Source organism: Shinella zoogloeoides (genome assembly GCF_003574625.1).
Lineage (GTDB): Bacteria > Pseudomonadota > Alphaproteobacteria > Rhizobiales > Rhizobiaceae > Shinella > Shinella zoogloeoides_A.
Genome location: NZ_QNUJ01000007.1, coordinates 215,065 through 229,791 on the forward strand (window position 1 = coordinate 215,065; position 14,727 = coordinate 229,791).

Here is a 14,727-nt window from a genome sequence, read left to right on the forward strand (position 1 = left end):
CCTCAGCGAACGCCGGTCGAGCCGAAGCCGCCCGCGCCGCGCGTGGTTTCGCTCGCCTGCGAGGCCTCGCGCACCGCGACCTGTGTCACGGGGGCGATCACCATCTGGGCGATGCGCATGCCGCGCTCGATGACGAAGGGTTCCTCGCCGAGATTGACGATCAGCACCTTCACCTCGCCGCGATAGTCACTGTCGATGGTGCCGGGCGTATTGAGGCAGGTGATGCCGTTCTTGAAGGCAAGGCCGGAGCGCGGGCGGATCTGCGCTTCGAAGCCGTGCGGGATTTCGAAGACGAAGCCGGTCGGCACCAGCGCGCGCTTGCCGGGCTCCAGCGTGAGCGGTGCGTCGGTCGCGACGGCGGCGCGAAGGTCCATGCCGGCGGCGCCTGAAGTCTCGTAGGCGGGAAGCTCGATCCCTTCGCCATGGGGCAGGCGGACGAGGGAAAGCGTGGGCTGGGAGGGGGCGTGCGCGTTCATGCGCCCATAAGCCGGCGCGCGGCGCGCCTCGTCAATTGCGCTTTTTCGGCGGAGCCTGTAAAGACCCCGGCAACTCACAGGATATTGCAGAAAATGGCCGAAACCCTTGCCGAGGCGGTCTCCCGCCGCCGCACCTTCGCGATCATCGCGCACCCGGACGCCGGTAAAACCACCCTCACCGAAAAGCTGCTCCTTTTCGGCGGCGCCATCCAGCTCGCCGGCGAGGTGAAGGCGAAGAAGGACCGCATCCAGACCCGCTCGGACTGGATGAAGATCGAGCGCGAGCGCGGCATCTCGGTCGTGACCTCGGTCATGACCTTCGAATATGACGGCAACGTCTTCAACATCCTCGATACGCCCGGCCACGAGGACTTCGCGGACGACACCTATCGCACGCTGACGGCGGTGGACGCGGCCGTCATGGTCATCGATGCCGCCAAGGGTATCGAGCCGCGCACGCTGAAGCTCTTCGAGGTCTGCCGCCTGCGCGACATCCCGATCATCACCTTCGTCAACAAGATGGACCGCGAGAGCCGCGACCCGTTCGAGATCCTCGACGAGGTGGAGGAGAAGCTGGCGCTCGACACCGCCCCGGTCACCTGGCCGGTCGGCCGCTCGAAGACCTTCTGCGGCTCCTATCACCTCGCCGACCGCACCTTCCGCGGCTCGGACACGCAGGTCCAGCCGACGCGGATGGACGATGCGGCGGAGGTCGCGAAGCACCTGCCGGAAAACGAGCGGGACGCTTTCATCGAGGAGATGGAGCTTGCCCGCGAGGCCTGCCGCCCGTTCGATCGCGAGGCCTTCCTCGAAGGACACCTGACGCCGGTCTTCTTCGGCTCGGCGCTGCGCAATTTCGGCGTGCGCGACCTCATCAACGCGCTCGGCGCCTTCGCGCCGCCGCCGCGCGACCAGGTGGCGGATACGCGCAAGGTCCATGCCTCGGAAGACAGGATGACGGCCTTCGTCTTCAAGATCCAGGCCAATATGGACCCCAACCACCGCGACCGCATCGCCTTTGCCCGCGTCTGCTCCGGCATGCTGGAGCGCGGCATGAAGGTGCGCCTTGCCCGCACGGGCAAGACCATCGGCCTCTCGGCCCCGCAGTTCTTCTTCGCCTCGCAGCGCCAGCTGGCCGACACGGCCTATGCCGGCGACGTGGTGGGCATTCCCAACCACGGCACGCTGCGCATCGGCGATACGCTGACGGAAGGCGAGGCGCTGGTCTTCGAGGGCGTGCCGAACTTCGCGCCGGAAATCCTGCGCCGCGTGCGGCTGGAAGACGCGATGAAGGCCAAGAAGCTGAAGGAAGCGCTCCAGCAGATGGCGGAAGAGGGCGTCGTGCAGCTCTTCTCGCCGGAAGACGGCTCGCCGGCCATCGTCGGCGTCGTCGGCGCGCTGCAGCTCGACGTGCTGAAGGAGCGGCTTTCGGCGGAATACGGCCTGCCGGTCTCCTTCGAGATGTCGCGCTTCTCCGTCTGCCGCTGGATTTCTTCCGACAGCGCGGCCGAACTCGACAAGTTCGTCACCCAGCGCCGCGGCGATATCGCCCGCGACCTCGATGGCGACCCGGTGTTCCTCGCGCAGGACGCCTTCTCGCTGCGCTACGAGGCGGAGCGCTACCCGGCGATCAAGATGGTCGCCATCAAGGAGTATCACGTCACCAAGGCGTAACCGATGCCTGTCACTTTCAGGGTGACAGGTGTCTCGACATTTGCGAAAACCGTTTGAGACAGGGGCGTCCGTCGGAAGGCGGGCTGAGAAGCACCCTTTGAACCTGAACCGGATCATGCCGGCGGAGGGAGTCGAACGGGCCTCAATTTCGTTGCCCGAAGACCGCCTCCGCCCCAAGGAGGCGAAATGGCCATCGCAAACATTCTCTCCATCGCGGGCTCCGACCCGTCGGGCGGGGCCGGCATCCAGGCCGACCTCAAGACCTTCGCCGCCCGCGGCGCCTACGGGATGGCCGTGCTGACGGCACTGACGGCGCAGAACACGCAGGGCGTCTCCGGCGTGCATCCCGTGCCGCCGGCCTTCGTCGCGGCGCAGATTGCGGATGTCTTCAGCGATGTCAGGGTCGATGCGGTGAAGATCGGCATGATCGCCTCGGCGGAGATTGCCGGGGCGGTGGCGGATGCGCTTCTCCCCCATCGCGGCACGCCCGTCGTGCTCGATCCGGTCATGGTCGCCAAGGGCGGGGCTTCCCTGCTGGCGGAAGCTGCCGTGGAGGCGCTGACCCGCCGCCTCCTGCCGCTCGCGACGGTACTGACGCCGAACCTGCCGGAAGCCGCCGCGCTTCTCGGAGAGCCGGAGGCCGCCGACCGGGCCGCCATGGAAGGGCAGGCGATGCGCCTGCTCGCGCTCGGCCCTAAGGCGGTGCTGCTGAAGGGCGGGCACCTGCCGGGCGGCGAGAGCCCGGACGTGCTGGCGACGCCGGGCGGGCTGCGCTGGTACGAGGGCGTGCGGGTGCTGACGCGCAACACCCACGGCACCGGCTGCTCGCTGTCGAGCGCCATTGCCGCCGAACTCGGCAAGGGCAGGCCGCTTGCCGATGCAGTCGCGGCGGCGAAGAGCTTTATCGCCGGGGCGGTGCGATCCTCGGATGCGCTGTCGGTCGGCTCCGGCCACGGGCCGCTCCATCATTTCCACGCGCTCTGGACTTAACCGTCAACGATCCGCCAGCGCCAGCCTGAGGCCCATCACGCCAAGGGCGGCGGCAAAGCCCCGCTGCGTCCAGGCCATGATCCCCGGCCGGCTCAGCACCTGCTGGCGAAGGCTCGCGGCCAGCCCCGCATAGATGGCGAAGACGAGGAAGGTCAGGGCCATGAAGACACCGCCGAGGACGAGCATCTGCGCGGTGGCGTCAGGTGCGTTCGCGGGAATGAACTGCGGCAGGAAGGCGAGGAAGAACAGCGAGAGCTTCGGATTGAAGATATTCGTGAAGATGCCCTTGCGCACGATGCGCATGGCCCTTTCCGCCGGCGCCTGCTCGGGCCCGAGATCGAGCGCATTGCTGTCTTTCAGCAGGCTCCAGGCGATGAACAGCAGGTAGGCGACGCCAATGTAGCGCAGCACCTCGAAGGCAAGCGCGCTCGCATGCAGCACGGCGGCAAGGCCGACGACGCTGGCGAGGATATGCGGGACGATGCCGAGCGTGCAGCCGAAGGCGGCCAGCAGGCCGGCGCGGAAACCGCCGCTGATGCCGAGCGCCAGCGTATAGATCACCCCCGTGCCCGGAAGCAGGATGACGACGAGTGAGGTGATCAGGAATTCGGTGGTCATGACAGGCTCCATGCGACTTGGGAGCAGCAGGAAACACCGGAAGGCTGACCGGGTCTTGAACGAAATTGCGCAATCAGGCGCGGGCGGCGAGCCAGGCGCCCGGCGTATAGCCGTAGCGCCGCGTGAAATTGCGCGTCATGTGGCTCTGGTCGGCGAAGCCCGCTTCCATGGCGGCCTCGGCAAGCGGCGCGCCGCCTGCGATCAGCCGGCGGGCAAGCTCGGTGCGCCGCTGGAGCTGGTAGGCATGGGGCGTAAGACCCGTGCTGCGGGCGAAGTCCCGCACCAGCCGGAAACGCCCGATCCCGCATTCGGCGGAAAGCGCCTCGAGGGTCACGGCCGAAGCCGGGTCGCTGTCGAGATGCTCACGCGCCCGGCTCACGGCCGGCGAGGCAAGGCTTTCGCGGCGGGGCGCTCCCTCCCGCAGGAGTGCGGCAAGGAGCAGGAGAAGCCGCTCCTCCCGGGCGAGGCGCGCGGCGTCGCGGTCCATGAGCGCGGCAAGCGTTGCCGAAACGAGCCCGGCGATGCGCCCATCCTCCAGCACCGGCGCATGGAACTCCTCGCGCGGGTCGCCCTCGAAGATATCCCGTGCCGCGGCAGCGACGACGGCCGGCTGCAGGTAGAGCATGCGCCAGGCACGCGGCGCATCGCCGATCGGCGCGCCGTCATGCACTTCGCCGGGATTGACGGTGATCGTATGGCCGGCCCCCGCCTCGACCATGCCGCGCCCGCTCGCCGATTTCTGCGCCCCGCGCTCGATCACGCCGACGCCATAGGCATCATGGGTGTGGCGGGCGAAGGCATGCCGGCTGTCGGCGAAGACGGCCTCGATGCCGTCGATGCCCGTCCTGAAGATCTGGAAACGCCCGGCGGTCACGGCTCAATCCTTCGGCACGCCGGGAAGCGCCGCCGTCTCGCCGAACCAGTTCATGGCGGAGCCGCACCAGATCTGCCGCTTCGGCGTCAGGCTGGCGCGCTGGTTGATGCTGCCCCAGCGAATGCCCCAGATCGCGGCGTCCTCTCCGGTGCCGGTCGTGAAGAGCGGCGAACCGCATTGCGGACAGAAATATTGCAGCCGCAGGCGGCCGTTCCCGGCGGTCTTGGTATAGAGCCTGGGCGGGTTGCCGGTCAGCTGCACGGCACTTTCCGGCACCATGGCGGTGACGCGATAGGGCGAGCCGGTCAGCCTCTGGCAATCCGTGCAATGGCAGATCGAGACCGCCTCGGGGTCGATCTCGGCCTCATAGGTCACGAAGCCGCAATGGCATTGCCCGTCGATCCGCATGACACGTCCTTCCGCCGCAGGATACGGCGGAAGGATAGGGGCTTGTGGCCGCGCGTCAATGCGCCGGCTTGATGAAGGTGCCGTTGCGAAGCTCGCGCATCGCCTGCTGCAGCTCTTCCTGCGTGTTCATCACGATGGGGCCGTGCCAGGCGACAGGCTCCTGGATCGGTTTGCCGGAGACGAGCAGGAAGCGGATGCCCTTCTCGCCGGCCTGCACCGTCACCTCGTCGCCCGTGTCGAAGACGACCAGCGTGCGGTTGCCGGAGAGGTCGCGGATGTTCAGCTCTTCGCCCTGGTATTCCTTCTCCACCTTCACGCCGAAGGGCTTCGAGGCGTCGCGGAACGTGCCGGAACCGGCGAAGATATAGGCGAAGGCCGAGCGGTAGGTATCGACCGGCAGGCGCTTCGTCTTGCCCGGCGGCACGGAGATGTCGAGATAGACGGGCTCGGCGGCGACGCCGTCGACCGGGCCGGTCTTGCCCCAGAAACTGCCGGCGATGATGCGCGCCGCCGTGCCGTCATCGTCGACGACGACGGGAATGTCGCCGGACTTGATGTCCTGGTAGCGCGGCGCGGTCATCTTCAGCGACGAGGGCAGGTTCGCCCAGAGCTGGAAACCATGCATCTTGCCGGCGAAATCGCCACGCGGCATTTCCTGGTGCAGGATGCCGCTGCCGGCGGTCATCCACTGCACGTCTCCCGCGCCCATAACGCCGTGATTGCCGAGGCTGTCGCCATGCTCGACGGAGCCGGCCAGCACATAGGTGATGGTCTCGATGCCGCGATGGGGATGCCACGGGAAGCCGCGGATGTAATCCTCGGGATCGTCGTTGCGGAAATCGTCCATCATCAGGAAGGGATCGGTCATCGACGGATCGCCGAAACCGAAGACCCGGTGCAGCTTGACGCCGGCGCCTTCCATGGCGGGGCGGGCGATGCTTTCGTGTTTTACGGGGCGTATGGACATTTCAAAGGTCCTTTCGACTGGGTTGCTTGGAGCCTTTATACGCCTCCGCCATTGTTCACGAAATCGGGCCGGATCGAAACGCAGTGTTCACAAAACCGGCTTTTCCGTAGGCCACCGGTCTCGTAATGGCACGCATGGCACATGCCATTTACTTTCGTTAACGCATTATTACCCATTTCCATCGAGAATCCGGCCTATGCCATGGTTAATGCGTCGCGGTCGGCAGCGGCTCGCGCCGGTCCTCTCAGAGCGGGAATAGCATCATGTGCCGTTGGGCAGCCTATCGCGGAGAGCCGCTTTTTCTCGAGGAACTGGTGTCCTCACCCGCCCATTCGCTGATCGAGCAATCCCACTGCGCCACCCGCGCCAAGACGGCCACCAACGGCGACGGCTTCGGCATCGCCTGGTACGGCGATCGTCCGGAGCCGGGCCGCTACCGCGATATCCTGCCCGCCTGGTCGGACTGCAACCTCAGGAGCATTGCCCGGCAGGTCCGCTCGCCGCTTTTCCTCGCCCATGTGCGCGCCGCGACTGGCGGCGGTACGCGGCGCGACAATTGCCATCCCTTCGTGCACGGCATCTGGTCCTTCATGCACAACGGCCAGATCGCCGATTTCGAGCACCTGCGCCGCCCGCTCGAGACGATGCTGGACAACGATCTCTACAACGCCCGCACCGGCTCGACGGATTCGGAGCTGCTGTTCCTGCTGGCCCTGCAATTCGGTCTGGAGCGCGATCCGCTCGGCGCCATGGCCGAGGCCATCGCCTTCGTCGAGCGCCTCGCCGCGCATCTGGAGCGCAAGGTACTGGTGCGCTTCACGGCGGCGTTTTCCGACGGCAGGCAGCTCTATGCCGTGCGCTATGCGACGGACTACGCGGCCCCCACGCTCTATGCCGCGCCGATGGGCGAGACGGGCGGCTACTGCCTCGTCTCCGAGCCGCTGAACGACGACACGGAAGCCTGGGTGGAAATCCCCGACGGCAGCGCCGTCGTGCTCGGGGAAAACGGGGTGGATGTGCGCATCTTCTCGCCCGCCGGCCGGCCGGCGAGCACGATGGACGCGGGGCTCGCCCTCGTCAGCTGAGCCGTTCGGCGATCCAGCCGGCAAGGCGCCCGGCGACCTCGTCCTTGGAAAGATCCGGCCACTCTTCGATGCCGGCGGCAGTGATCAGCTTCACGCTGTTGCGCGTGCCGCCCATGATGCCCGTCTCGGGCGAGACGTCGTTGGCGACGATGAGGTCCGCGCCCTTCTTCTGAAGCTTCACCCGGCCGTTGTCCTCGACATCCTGCGTCTCGGCGGCAAAGCCGACGACGACCTTGGGACGCTTTTCATGGTGGCCGATGGTCTTCAGGATATCCGGGTTCTCTGCCAGCATCAGCGGCGGCGGGCCTTCGCCGGGCTTTTTCTTAATCTTCTCGGTATTCGCCGTCGCCACCCGCCAGTCCGCGACGGCGGCGACCATGACGGCGATATCGGCCGGCAGCGCACCGAGAACGGCTGCGAGCATCTCCTCCGCCCGCTCGACCCGGATCACCTTCACGCCGCGCGGATCGGGCAGCGTCACCGGACCGGAAACGAGCGTCACATCCGCGCCGAGCTTCGCAAGAGCGGCGGCGATGGCGTGGCCCTGCCGGCCGGAGGAGCGGTTGGCGATGTAGCGCACCGGGTCGATCGGCTCATGCGTCGGGCCTGACGTGACGACGGCTCTGCGGCCGGCAAGCGGCTTCCTGCCGCCGTCGAGCAGGTCTTCCGCCGCGGCGACGATTTCCAGCGGCTCGGCCATGCGGCCGAGGCCCGCCTCGCCGCCCTCCGCCATCTCGCCGGCATTGGGGCCGACGAAGGCAAGCCCGTCACGGCGCAGCGTCTCGACATTGCGGCGCGTGGCGGCATGCGACCACATCTTCGGGTTCATCGCGGGCGCGACGAGGACCGGCTGGTCGGTGGCGAGCAACACGGTCGAGGCGAGGTCGTCGGCAAGGCCGTTCGCCATCTTCGCCATCAGGTCGGCGGTCGCGGGCGCGACGACGATGAGGTCGCAGTCGCGCGCAAGGCGGATATGGCCGACATCCTGCTCGTCCTCGCGGGAGAAGAGGTCGGTATAGACATGGCCGGAGGAGAGCGCGCCGACGGCGAGCGGCGTCACGAATTCGCGTGCGCCCGCTGTCATGACCGGCCGCACCTCCGCGCCGCGTTCGCGCAGGCGCCGGATGAGGTCAAGGCTCTTGTAGGCGGCGATGCCGCCGGAGATGACGAGGAGGATGCGTTTTCCTGCAAGCGACATGGCAAGTTCCGGGCTCTCATGGTGGCCGTCAAATCCTCCTATCCCTTTGAAAGCGCTTTTCCAAGCCGTTTTGGCTCAGGCCCCCTCGTCGGGAATGTTCAGCACATGGCCGCAGGCCTTGCAGTGCACGGCGTCCGCCTCATGGCGGGAAAGGCCGCATTGCGGGCAGGGGAAGGTCACCTTGTAGGGCCGGACGATCGCCTGCGCGAGCCGCACGAAGAGCGAGATGCCGATGATCATGGTGACGATGGCGGTGAGCTTGCCGAGCGTGCCGGGCAGCACGATATCGCCGAAGCCCGTGGTGGTGACGGTCGCCACCGTGAAATAGAGTGCGTCGACGAAGCCGGCGAAGCCCTCCGCGCCGTAGAAGAAATTGCTGTAGACGAAACCGGCGACGAGGAAGAGGAAGACGAGGAAATTGGCGCAGGCCTGGATGATGTCCTCCTTGTCGCCATTGCCCGTGCGGTACAGCATCAGCGTCACCAGCTTGCTCTGGCTGATCGCCCAGATGCGCAGGACGCGCAGGAACGCGAAATTGTGGAGGTGGCTCGGAACGAGCAGCGTGCCGAGGATGACGATATCCACCCAGGTCATCGGCCGCAGCAGCCAGTAGCGCAGGTTCGGCGCGATCAGCGCCCGCGCGCCAAGCTCGAAGGCGATGACCGCCGCGATGAGATAATCGACGATGACATAGGTCGAGCCGGCGCGCAGATAGGGGCCGGCGACGAAGAAGGCGAGGATGGCGATGTCGAGCAGCAGCATCGCCACCTGGAAGCGGATCGCCTCCCGGTCGCGCCCGAAATAGAGCCCGCGCAACTGCCGGCGCAGCCTTTCGATGAAGGGTTGCGGTTCGGCATCGCTCAGGGGCTCGTCTGTCATGAAGGAGAGACTAGCGCCCGGCCGGCGCCGGTCAAGCGGAGCCGGGTCAGGTCAGCTTCCAGGCGATATAGACGAGCGTGGCGGCGATCACCCAGAGCGCGAGACGGCCGGAGCGGCTGTGCCGCGCCTCGGAGCGGCCGATGGCTTCCGCCGTCTCCGCGTCGAAGCGCAGGCCCTTTTCCGCCATGGCGGTGAGGTCCTGCGAGAACTTCTCCGCCTTGGCGGCGATCTCCGGTGCGGCCTCCGCCAGCCTGAGCGCGGCATGCGCACCGTCGCGCAGGTCCGCCAGCAGGCGCTTGGGGCCGAGATTGTCGCGGATCCAGTCGCCCACGACCCCTTCGGAGGCCTTCCACATGTTGAAGCGCGGGTTCAGCGTGCGTGACACGCCTTCCACCACCACCATGGTCTTCTGCAGCATGACCAGCTCGGTGCGGGTCTCCATGTCGAAGAGTTCCGTCACCTCGAAGAGCAGCGTCAGGAGCTTGGCCATCGAGATGGTCTCGGCCGGCTGGCCGTGGATCGGCTCGCCGATGGCGCGGATCGCCTGAGCGAAGCTCGCCGTGTCGTGGTGCGAAGGCACATAGCCGGCCTCGAAATGCACGTCGGCGACGCGCTGGTAGTCGCGCGTGATGAAGCCGTAGAGGATTTCCGCGAGGAAGCGGCGCTCCTTCTTGCCGAGCCGCCCGACGATGCCCATGTCGACTGCGACGATGACGCCCTCAGGATCGACGAAGAGATTGCCCTGGTGCATGTCGGCATGGAAGAAGCCGTCGCGCAGCGTGTGGCGCAGGAAGGACTGGATCAGCGTGTCCGCCAGCCTGTCGAGGTCGTGGCCGGCGGCGCGCAGCCCCTCGACGTCGGACATCTTGATGCCGTCGATCCATTCCATGGTGACGACGTCGCGGCCGGTGCGCTCCCAGTCGACCGTCGGCACGCGGAAGCCGGGATCGTCCTTGGTGTTCTCGCCGAGTTCGGAAAGGGCGGCGGCCTCCAGCCGGAGGTCCATCTCGACCTTGGTCGTCTGCTCCAGCGTTCGCGTCACCTCGACGGGCTTGAGCCGTCGCGTGTTGGGCAGGATCTTCTCCTGCAGGCGCGAGGCCGCATACATGGCTTCGAGGTCATGGGCGAAGCGCTGGCGCACGCCGGGGCGGATGACCTTCACCGCGACCTGCCGTTCCCCGCTGCCATCGCGCACCGTCGCGGGATGGACCTGCGCGATGGAGGCGGCGGCGATGGGATCGCCGAAGCTCACATAGAGATCGCTGAGCGAGCGGCCGAGCGAGCCTTCCACCGTCGCGACGGCCGCTTCCTTCGGGAAGGTCGCCATGCGGTCCTGCAGGGCCGAAAGCTCGACGGCAATCTCCGCGCCGACGACATCGGGGCGGGTCGCGAGGAACTGGCCCATCTTCACATAGGAGGGGCCGAGGCGCTCGATGGCGCGGGCGAGGTTGTCGCCGCGCACGCCCTTGGCGGCCTTGCGCCGCTCGAAGAGGCCGGCAAAGGCATGGGCGGTGCGGGCAAGCGTCGGCATGCCCTCGGTCGGCAGCGCCGAGACCACGCCCTCGCGCACGAGGACCCAGCCCACGCGGGCAAGGCGGAAATAGGCGCCGACTACGCTCATGCGGAAAGGCCGTCCTTGGTGGGGAAGAGGGCCATGCTCAGAGCTTCCAGCCCGAATGCAGCGCCGCGATGCCGCCGGTATAGTTGGTGTAGGTAACGCGCGAGAAGCCGGCCGTGCGGATCATCGCCGCGAAGTCCTCCTGGTTGGGGAACTTGCGGATCGATTCCACGAGATACTGGTAGGGTTCGGCATCGCCCGTGATCATCTTGCCGAATTGCGGGATCGCGTTGAACGACCAGGCGTCATAGACCTTGTCGAGCAGCGGCATCTCCACCTCGGAGAATTCCAGCACGAGCAGCCGCCCGCCGCGCTTCAGCACGCGGTAGGCTTCCGAAAGCGCGACATCGATGCGCGGCACGTTGCGGATGCCGAAGGCGATCGTATAGGCGTCGAAGGTGCCGGAATCGAAGGGCAGCTCCTCGGCATTGGCCTCGACGAAGTCTAGATTGGCCGAAAGACCCTTCTTCGCCGCCCGGTCCGCGCCGACGCCGAGCATCGAGCCGTTGATGTCGAGCACGGTCGAATGGGCGAGACGGTCGGATGCTTCCACGATGCGGAAGGCGATGTCGCCGGTGCCGCCGGCAACGTCGAGCGACCTGTAGGAGGCGTCCTTGCGCGGGTTGAGGCTTGCGATCATCGCATCCTTCCAGGCCCGGTGCAGGCCGGCGGACATGACGTCGTTCATGATGTCGTAGCGCTTGGCGACCTTATGGAACACGTCGTTGACGAGCGCCTGCTTCTCGCCTTCCCGCACCTCGCGGAAGCCGTAGGAGGTTTCCATGCCGCCGTCTGCGGATGTGCGCTGTTCGGTCATCGTCGTCTCCATGGGCCGGTCTGTCGCAGCCTTAATGCTGGCAAGACCATAGCGAATTGGCTTTGGCCGCGCTATCTGAACGCTTCGCCGGGTATATAGGACATTGATGGCCGGGAGGGAAATGCCGGACCGCGGCAAATGCGCTCAAGGTTAAATCGTCTTCAAGGAGAACGGGATGCCGGAACTGCCGGAAGTGGAAACGGTCAAACGCGGCCTTGCGCCCGTCATGGAAGGATCGCGCATCCGCCGCGCCGAGCTGCGCCGCCCGGACCTGCGCTTTCCCTTCCCGCCTGCCTTTTCCGAGGCGCTGGAAGGCCGCCGCATCGTCTCGCTCGGCCGCCGTGCCAAATACCTGCTGATCGATATCGAGGGGGGCGACGTGGTGATCGCCCATCTCGGCATGTCCGGCTCGTTCCGGGTGGAGGGCGCGCCGGAGGTCGAGACGCCCGGCGACTTCCAAATTCCGCGGAGCAAGGACACGCGCCACGACCATGTCGTCTTCCATCTGGAGACGGCGGAGGGCGAGCGCCGCGTCGTCTACAACGACCCGCGCCGCTTCGGCTTCATGGATCTCGCCCGCCGCGAGGATCTGGCCGCCCACGCCTTCTTCCGCGATCTCGGCGAGGAGCCGACCGGCAACACGCTCGACGCCGACTATATCGCGGCAAAATTCCGCGGCCGCCAGGCGCCGCTGAAGGCGGCGCTGCTCGACCAGAAGAACATTGCCGGCCTCGGCAACATCTATGTCTGTGAGGCGCTGTGGCGCGCCCATCTTTCGCCCGAGCGGCTGGCCGGAACGCTGGTGACGGCGGCCGGCAAGCCGAAGAAGGAGCTGGTGGCGCTGACCGAGGCGATCCGCCAGGTCATCGCCGACGCCATCGAGGCTGGTGGCTCGACCCTGCGAGACCATATCCGCGCCGACGGCTCGCTCGGCTATTTCCAGCATTCCTTTTCCGTCTATGACCGCGAGAAGGAGCCTTGCCGCACGCCGGGCTGCACGGGCACAATCGGCCGCATCGTGCAGAGCGGCCGGTCGACCTTCCACTGCGCCGTCTGCCAGAAGTAATAGAAGAGGAGACAAACATGGCCCATGAAACCCTGCTGGTCGAGACGCGCGGCCGCGTCGGCCTCATCACGCTCAACCGGCCGCAGGCGCTGAACGCGCTGAACCGCCAGCTTCTCGACGAGTTGAGGGCCGTGCTCGCCGGCTTCGAGGCCGATGCCGGTATCGGCGCGGTCGTCCTCACCGGCTCGGAAAAGGCCTTCGCCGCCGGGGCCGACATCAAGGAGATGCAGCCCTACGGCTTCGCCGAGGCAGTGGTGGAAGACCTTGCCGCCGGCTGGGACGAGGTAGCCGCCTTCCGCAAGCCGATGATCGCGGCCGTCAGCGGCTTTGCGCTCGGCGGCGGCTGCGAGGTCGCCATGATGTGCGATTTCATCATCGCGTCCGAGACGGCGAAGTTCGGCCAGCCGGAGATCACGCTCGGCGTCATTCCCGGCATGGGCGGCACCCAGCGCCTGACGCGGGCGATCGGCAAGTCGAAGGCCATGGACCTCATCCTCACCGGCCGCATGATGGACGCGGCGGAGGCCGAGCGGTCCGGCCTCGTCGCCCGCGTGGTGGCGCCGGAGAAACTGCTGGAGGAGGCGCTGGCGGCGGCGGAGAAGATCGCCGGCTTCTCGCTCCCGTCCGCCATGATGGCCAAGGAGGCGGTGAACCGCGCCTACGAGACGGTGCTGTCGGAGGGCATGCGCGCCGAGCGCCGGCTGTTCCACGCGCTCTTCGCCACCGAGGACCAGAAGGAAGGCATGACGGCCTTCATCGAGAAGAGAAAGCCCGCCTTCCGCCATCGCTAGGCGGGCGCTGCCGCCGGGCGGCAGGCGGGAATCGGAGCGCGAAGGCGTGGCCGGCCGATCCAAAGGGTCGCGACACGCCTTCGCGCGGCGTTTCTTGCAGAATCCGCGTTGACGCCATCGCGGTTTCCGGCTATACGCCGCCCACAGTTTGGAAAGCCGCACTCCAAGGTTTTCCGATATTGCTCCCGAATTGCTTTGATGACAGGTCGCAGTGACCCGGCACGGCGAGGGTGGAGTTTGTGTCAGATTTCTGAAGAGAGGCATACATGGCCAATACTACCTCGGCTAAGAAGGCGACCCGCAAGATCGCCGCGCGCACCGCAGTCAACAAGTCGCGCCGTTCGCGCGTCCGCAACTTCATCCGCAAGGTCGAAGAGGCGATCGCCGCAGGCGATCAGGCTGTAGCAGCCGCCGCCCTCAAGGCCGCCCAGCCGGAACTGATGCGTGCCGCCACCAAGGGCGTGCTTCATTCCAACACGGCTTCCCGCAAGGTTTCGCGCCTCGCCGGCCGCGTGAAGGCGATGACGGCCTGATCGGCCCCGCCACAGAGCTATGCAATATTAGTAAAAGCCCGGTGCCTGCACCGGGCTTTTTCTTTGCTTTTCTGGCCCGGCCATGGTTAACGTGCAAGGCTCGATCGTGTCAAAAGAGTGACGAGAAAAATCCTTTAAATTCAGTTATTTGCGGGAGGTTGTCCCCCGCCGTTCGCCCTTTCGTTGCGGGAGTTTGACAGCTTCTGGAGTCAAGCGAATTTTTATTTTTTTCGTTTTCGGAGCCGCCCGAAAGCCACCCGAAAACAAAGCCATTGATTCGTAATGGATTCTCCCCCGAGAGGGCGATTCCGAGTCAAAAACGGCATCCCGAGTCAACGCCCGCCCCTTAATTTTGCGTAAAATTCGTGATTGATCTTGGTGCCTGATCCTGCCTAAATGCTTTCCACAGGGGGCGCGGACATAGCCTTAGAATGATCGCCGACAAGACTGTCTCACGAGGCAGCGGTGGTTGTTTGTCCCCTGTAACGGAGCGGCTCCGCTTCGTAAAATCATCCAATCGGCAGAGCTTGCCCCAGGTGCCCCACGGCGCGCTGGCAAAGGTCTTTGCGACTATCGGTTTTGCCGGTTGAAGGCCGCGAAAGCGGCCGGATGATTGAGGGGCATGCCCGCCGGCGCTCTACGAGGGAGTGAGCGGCGCGGCCACAGACGGGACTGCGGATCCGGCATGACGCCGGGTCGGGTGGGACCGATTTGTGTTTGGCAAACAGGGATT

15 protein-coding genes and 1 riboswitch are annotated in these 14,727 nt (G+C 66.4%); of the genes, 6 read left to right on the forward strand and 9 right to left on the reverse strand.

Annotated elements, in window-relative coordinates; genetic code table 11:
• Window positions 1-2: 2 nt before the first annotated feature.
• Entirely contained in the window at window positions 3-476 is a 474-nt protein-coding gene (dut, locus tag DSD28_RS15865) for a dUTP diphosphatase (protein WP_119257388.1), read from the reverse strand.
• Window positions 477-569: 93 nt separating this feature from the next.
• On the opposite strand from dut, the gene DSD28_RS15870 reads away from it, so the two are divergent.
• Window positions 570-2,150 (forward strand): peptide chain release factor 3, encoded by a 1,581-nt coding sequence (locus DSD28_RS15870; RefSeq protein ID WP_119257389.1) that lies wholly within the window; start codon window positions 570-572, stop codon window positions 2,148-2,150.
• A gap of 50 nt (window positions 2,151-2,200) precedes the next feature.
• Window positions 2,201-2,297, forward strand: a riboswitch (TPP riboswitch).
• Between the two features lie 39 nt (window positions 2,298-2,336).
• Complete coding sequence (gene thiD, locus DSD28_RS15875) at window positions 2,337-3,140, forward strand: bifunctional hydroxymethylpyrimidine kinase/phosphomethylpyrimidine kinase (protein WP_119257390.1); 804 nt, start codon at window positions 2,337-2,339, stop codon at window positions 3,138-3,140.
• Between the two features lie 3 nt (window positions 3,141-3,143).
• Here the strand turns inward: thiD and DSD28_RS15880 are convergent, their stop codons facing one another.
• From DSD28_RS15880 to DSD28_RS15895, 4 genes are all read right to left on the reverse strand, one after another.
• Window positions 3,144-3,758 (reverse strand): LysE family translocator, encoded by a 615-nt coding sequence (locus tag DSD28_RS15880; protein ID WP_119257391.1) that lies wholly within the window; start codon window positions 3,756-3,758, stop codon window positions 3,144-3,146.
• Between the two features lie 73 nt (window positions 3,759-3,831).
• Window positions 3,832-4,632, reverse strand: coding sequence for an AraC family transcriptional regulator (locus tag DSD28_RS15885; protein ID WP_119257392.1), 801 nt, complete (start codon window positions 4,630-4,632; stop codon window positions 3,832-3,834).
• A 3-nt stretch (window positions 4,633-4,635) separates the two neighbouring features.
• The gene (locus DSD28_RS15890) at window positions 4,636-5,040 is read right to left on the reverse strand and encodes a GFA family protein (protein WP_119257393.1); all 405 of its coding nucleotides are present in this window, start codon (window positions 5,038-5,040) and stop codon (window positions 4,636-4,638) included.
• A 55-nt stretch (window positions 5,041-5,095) separates the two neighbouring features.
• On the reverse strand, window positions 5,096-6,007 hold the full coding sequence (locus DSD28_RS15895) for a pirin family protein (protein ID WP_119257394.1): 912 nt from the start codon (window positions 6,005-6,007) through the stop codon (window positions 5,096-5,098).
• A 263-nt stretch (window positions 6,008-6,270) separates the two neighbouring features.
• Between DSD28_RS15895 and DSD28_RS15900 the strand changes: the two genes are divergently transcribed.
• Window positions 6,271-7,092: a class II glutamine amidotransferase gene (locus tag DSD28_RS15900; RefSeq protein ID WP_119257395.1), complete on the forward strand. Its 822-nt coding sequence runs from the start codon at window positions 6,271-6,273 to the stop codon at window positions 7,090-7,092.
• Here DSD28_RS15900 and coaBC read toward each other — a convergent pair.
• From coaBC to ubiE, 4 genes are all read right to left on the reverse strand, one after another.
• Window positions 7,085-8,290 carry a bifunctional phosphopantothenoylcysteine decarboxylase/phosphopantothenate--cysteine ligase CoaBC gene (gene coaBC / locus DSD28_RS15905; protein WP_119257396.1) on the reverse strand — a complete coding sequence of 402 codons (1,206 nt, stop codon included), beginning with the start codon at window positions 8,288-8,290 and terminating at the stop codon, window positions 7,085-7,087. The two genes, DSD28_RS15900 and coaBC, sit on opposite strands and share 8 nt — an antisense overlap.
• 75 nt (window positions 8,291-8,365) lie before the next feature.
• Window positions 8,366-9,169 carry an ion channel gene (locus tag DSD28_RS15910; protein WP_119257397.1) on the reverse strand — a complete coding sequence of 268 codons (804 nt, stop codon included), beginning with the start codon at window positions 9,167-9,169 and terminating at the stop codon, window positions 8,366-8,368.
• 46 nt (window positions 9,170-9,215) lie between these two features.
• Window positions 9,216-10,790, reverse strand: coding sequence for a 2-polyprenylphenol 6-hydroxylase (gene ubiB, locus DSD28_RS15915; RefSeq protein ID WP_119257398.1), 1,575 nt, complete (start codon window positions 10,788-10,790; stop codon window positions 9,216-9,218).
• A gap of 37 nt (window positions 10,791-10,827) precedes the next feature.
• The gene (gene ubiE, locus DSD28_RS15920) at window positions 10,828-11,604 is read right to left on the reverse strand and encodes a bifunctional demethylmenaquinone methyltransferase/2-methoxy-6-polyprenyl-1,4-benzoquinol methylase UbiE (RefSeq protein ID WP_119257399.1); all 777 of its coding nucleotides are present in this window, start codon (window positions 11,602-11,604) and stop codon (window positions 10,828-10,830) included.
• A gap of 175 nt (window positions 11,605-11,779) precedes the next feature.
• Between ubiE and mutM the strand changes: the two genes are divergently transcribed.
• The 3 genes from mutM to rpsT all read left to right on the forward strand — a co-directional run bounded on the left by mutM (window position 11,780) and on the right by rpsT (window position 13,994).
• Window positions 11,780-12,670 (forward strand): bifunctional DNA-formamidopyrimidine glycosylase/DNA-(apurinic or apyrimidinic site) lyase, encoded by an 891-nt coding sequence (mutM, locus tag DSD28_RS15925; protein ID WP_119257400.1) that lies wholly within the window; start codon window positions 11,780-11,782, stop codon window positions 12,668-12,670.
• A 17-nt stretch (window positions 12,671-12,687) separates the two neighbouring features.
• Entirely contained in the window at window positions 12,688-13,461 is a 774-nt protein-coding gene (locus DSD28_RS15930) for an enoyl-CoA hydratase (RefSeq protein ID WP_119257401.1), read from the forward strand.
• Window positions 13,462-13,727: 266 nt separating this feature from the next.
• Entirely contained in the window at window positions 13,728-13,994 is a 267-nt protein-coding gene (gene rpsT, locus DSD28_RS15935) for a 30S ribosomal protein S20 (protein WP_119257402.1), read from the forward strand.
• The last annotated feature ends 733 nt before the right edge of the window (window positions 13,995-14,727 follow it).

Coding starts and splice junctions, on each gene's coding strand:
- dut (WP_119257388.1), bottom strand. CDS start 476: ATGAACGCGCACGCCCCCTCCCAGCCCACGCTTTCCCTCGTCCGCCTG.
- DSD28_RS15870 (WP_119257389.1), top strand. CDS start 570: ATGGCCGAAACCCTTGCCGAGGCGGTCTCCCGCCGCCGCACCTTCGCG.
- thiD (WP_119257390.1), top strand. CDS start 2,337: ATGGCCATCGCAAACATTCTCTCCATCGCGGGCTCCGACCCGTCGGGC.
- DSD28_RS15880 (WP_119257391.1), bottom strand. CDS start 3,758: ATGACCACCGAATTCCTGATCACCTCACTCGTCGTCATCCTGCTTCCG.
- DSD28_RS15890 (WP_119257393.1), bottom strand. CDS start 5,040: ATGCGGATCGACGGGCAATGCCATTGCGGCTTCGTGACCTATGAGGCC.
- DSD28_RS15895 (WP_119257394.1), bottom strand. CDS start 6,007: ATGTCCATACGCCCCGTAAAACACGAAAGCATCGCCCGCCCCGCCATG.
- DSD28_RS15900 (WP_119257395.1), top strand. CDS start 6,271: ATGTGCCGTTGGGCAGCCTATCGCGGAGAGCCGCTTTTTCTCGAGGAA.
- coaBC (WP_119257396.1), bottom strand. CDS start 8,290: ATGTCGCTTGCAGGAAAACGCATCCTCCTCGTCATCTCCGGCGGCATC.
- DSD28_RS15910 (WP_119257397.1), bottom strand. CDS start 9,169: ATGACAGACGAGCCCCTGAGCGATGCCGAACCGCAACCCTTCATCGAA.
- ubiB (WP_119257398.1), bottom strand. CDS start 10,790: ATGAGCGTAGTCGGCGCCTATTTCCGCCTTGCCCGCGTGGGCTGGGTC.
- ubiE (WP_119257399.1), bottom strand. CDS start 11,604: ATGACCGAACAGCGCACATCCGCAGACGGCGGCATGGAAACCTCCTAC.
- mutM (WP_119257400.1), top strand. CDS start 11,780: ATGCCGGAACTGCCGGAAGTGGAAACGGTCAAACGCGGCCTTGCGCCC.
- DSD28_RS15930 (WP_119257401.1), top strand. CDS start 12,688: ATGGCCCATGAAACCCTGCTGGTCGAGACGCGCGGCCGCGTCGGCCTC.
- rpsT (WP_119257402.1), top strand. CDS start 13,728: ATGGCCAATACTACCTCGGCTAAGAAGGCGACCCGCAAGATCGCCGCG.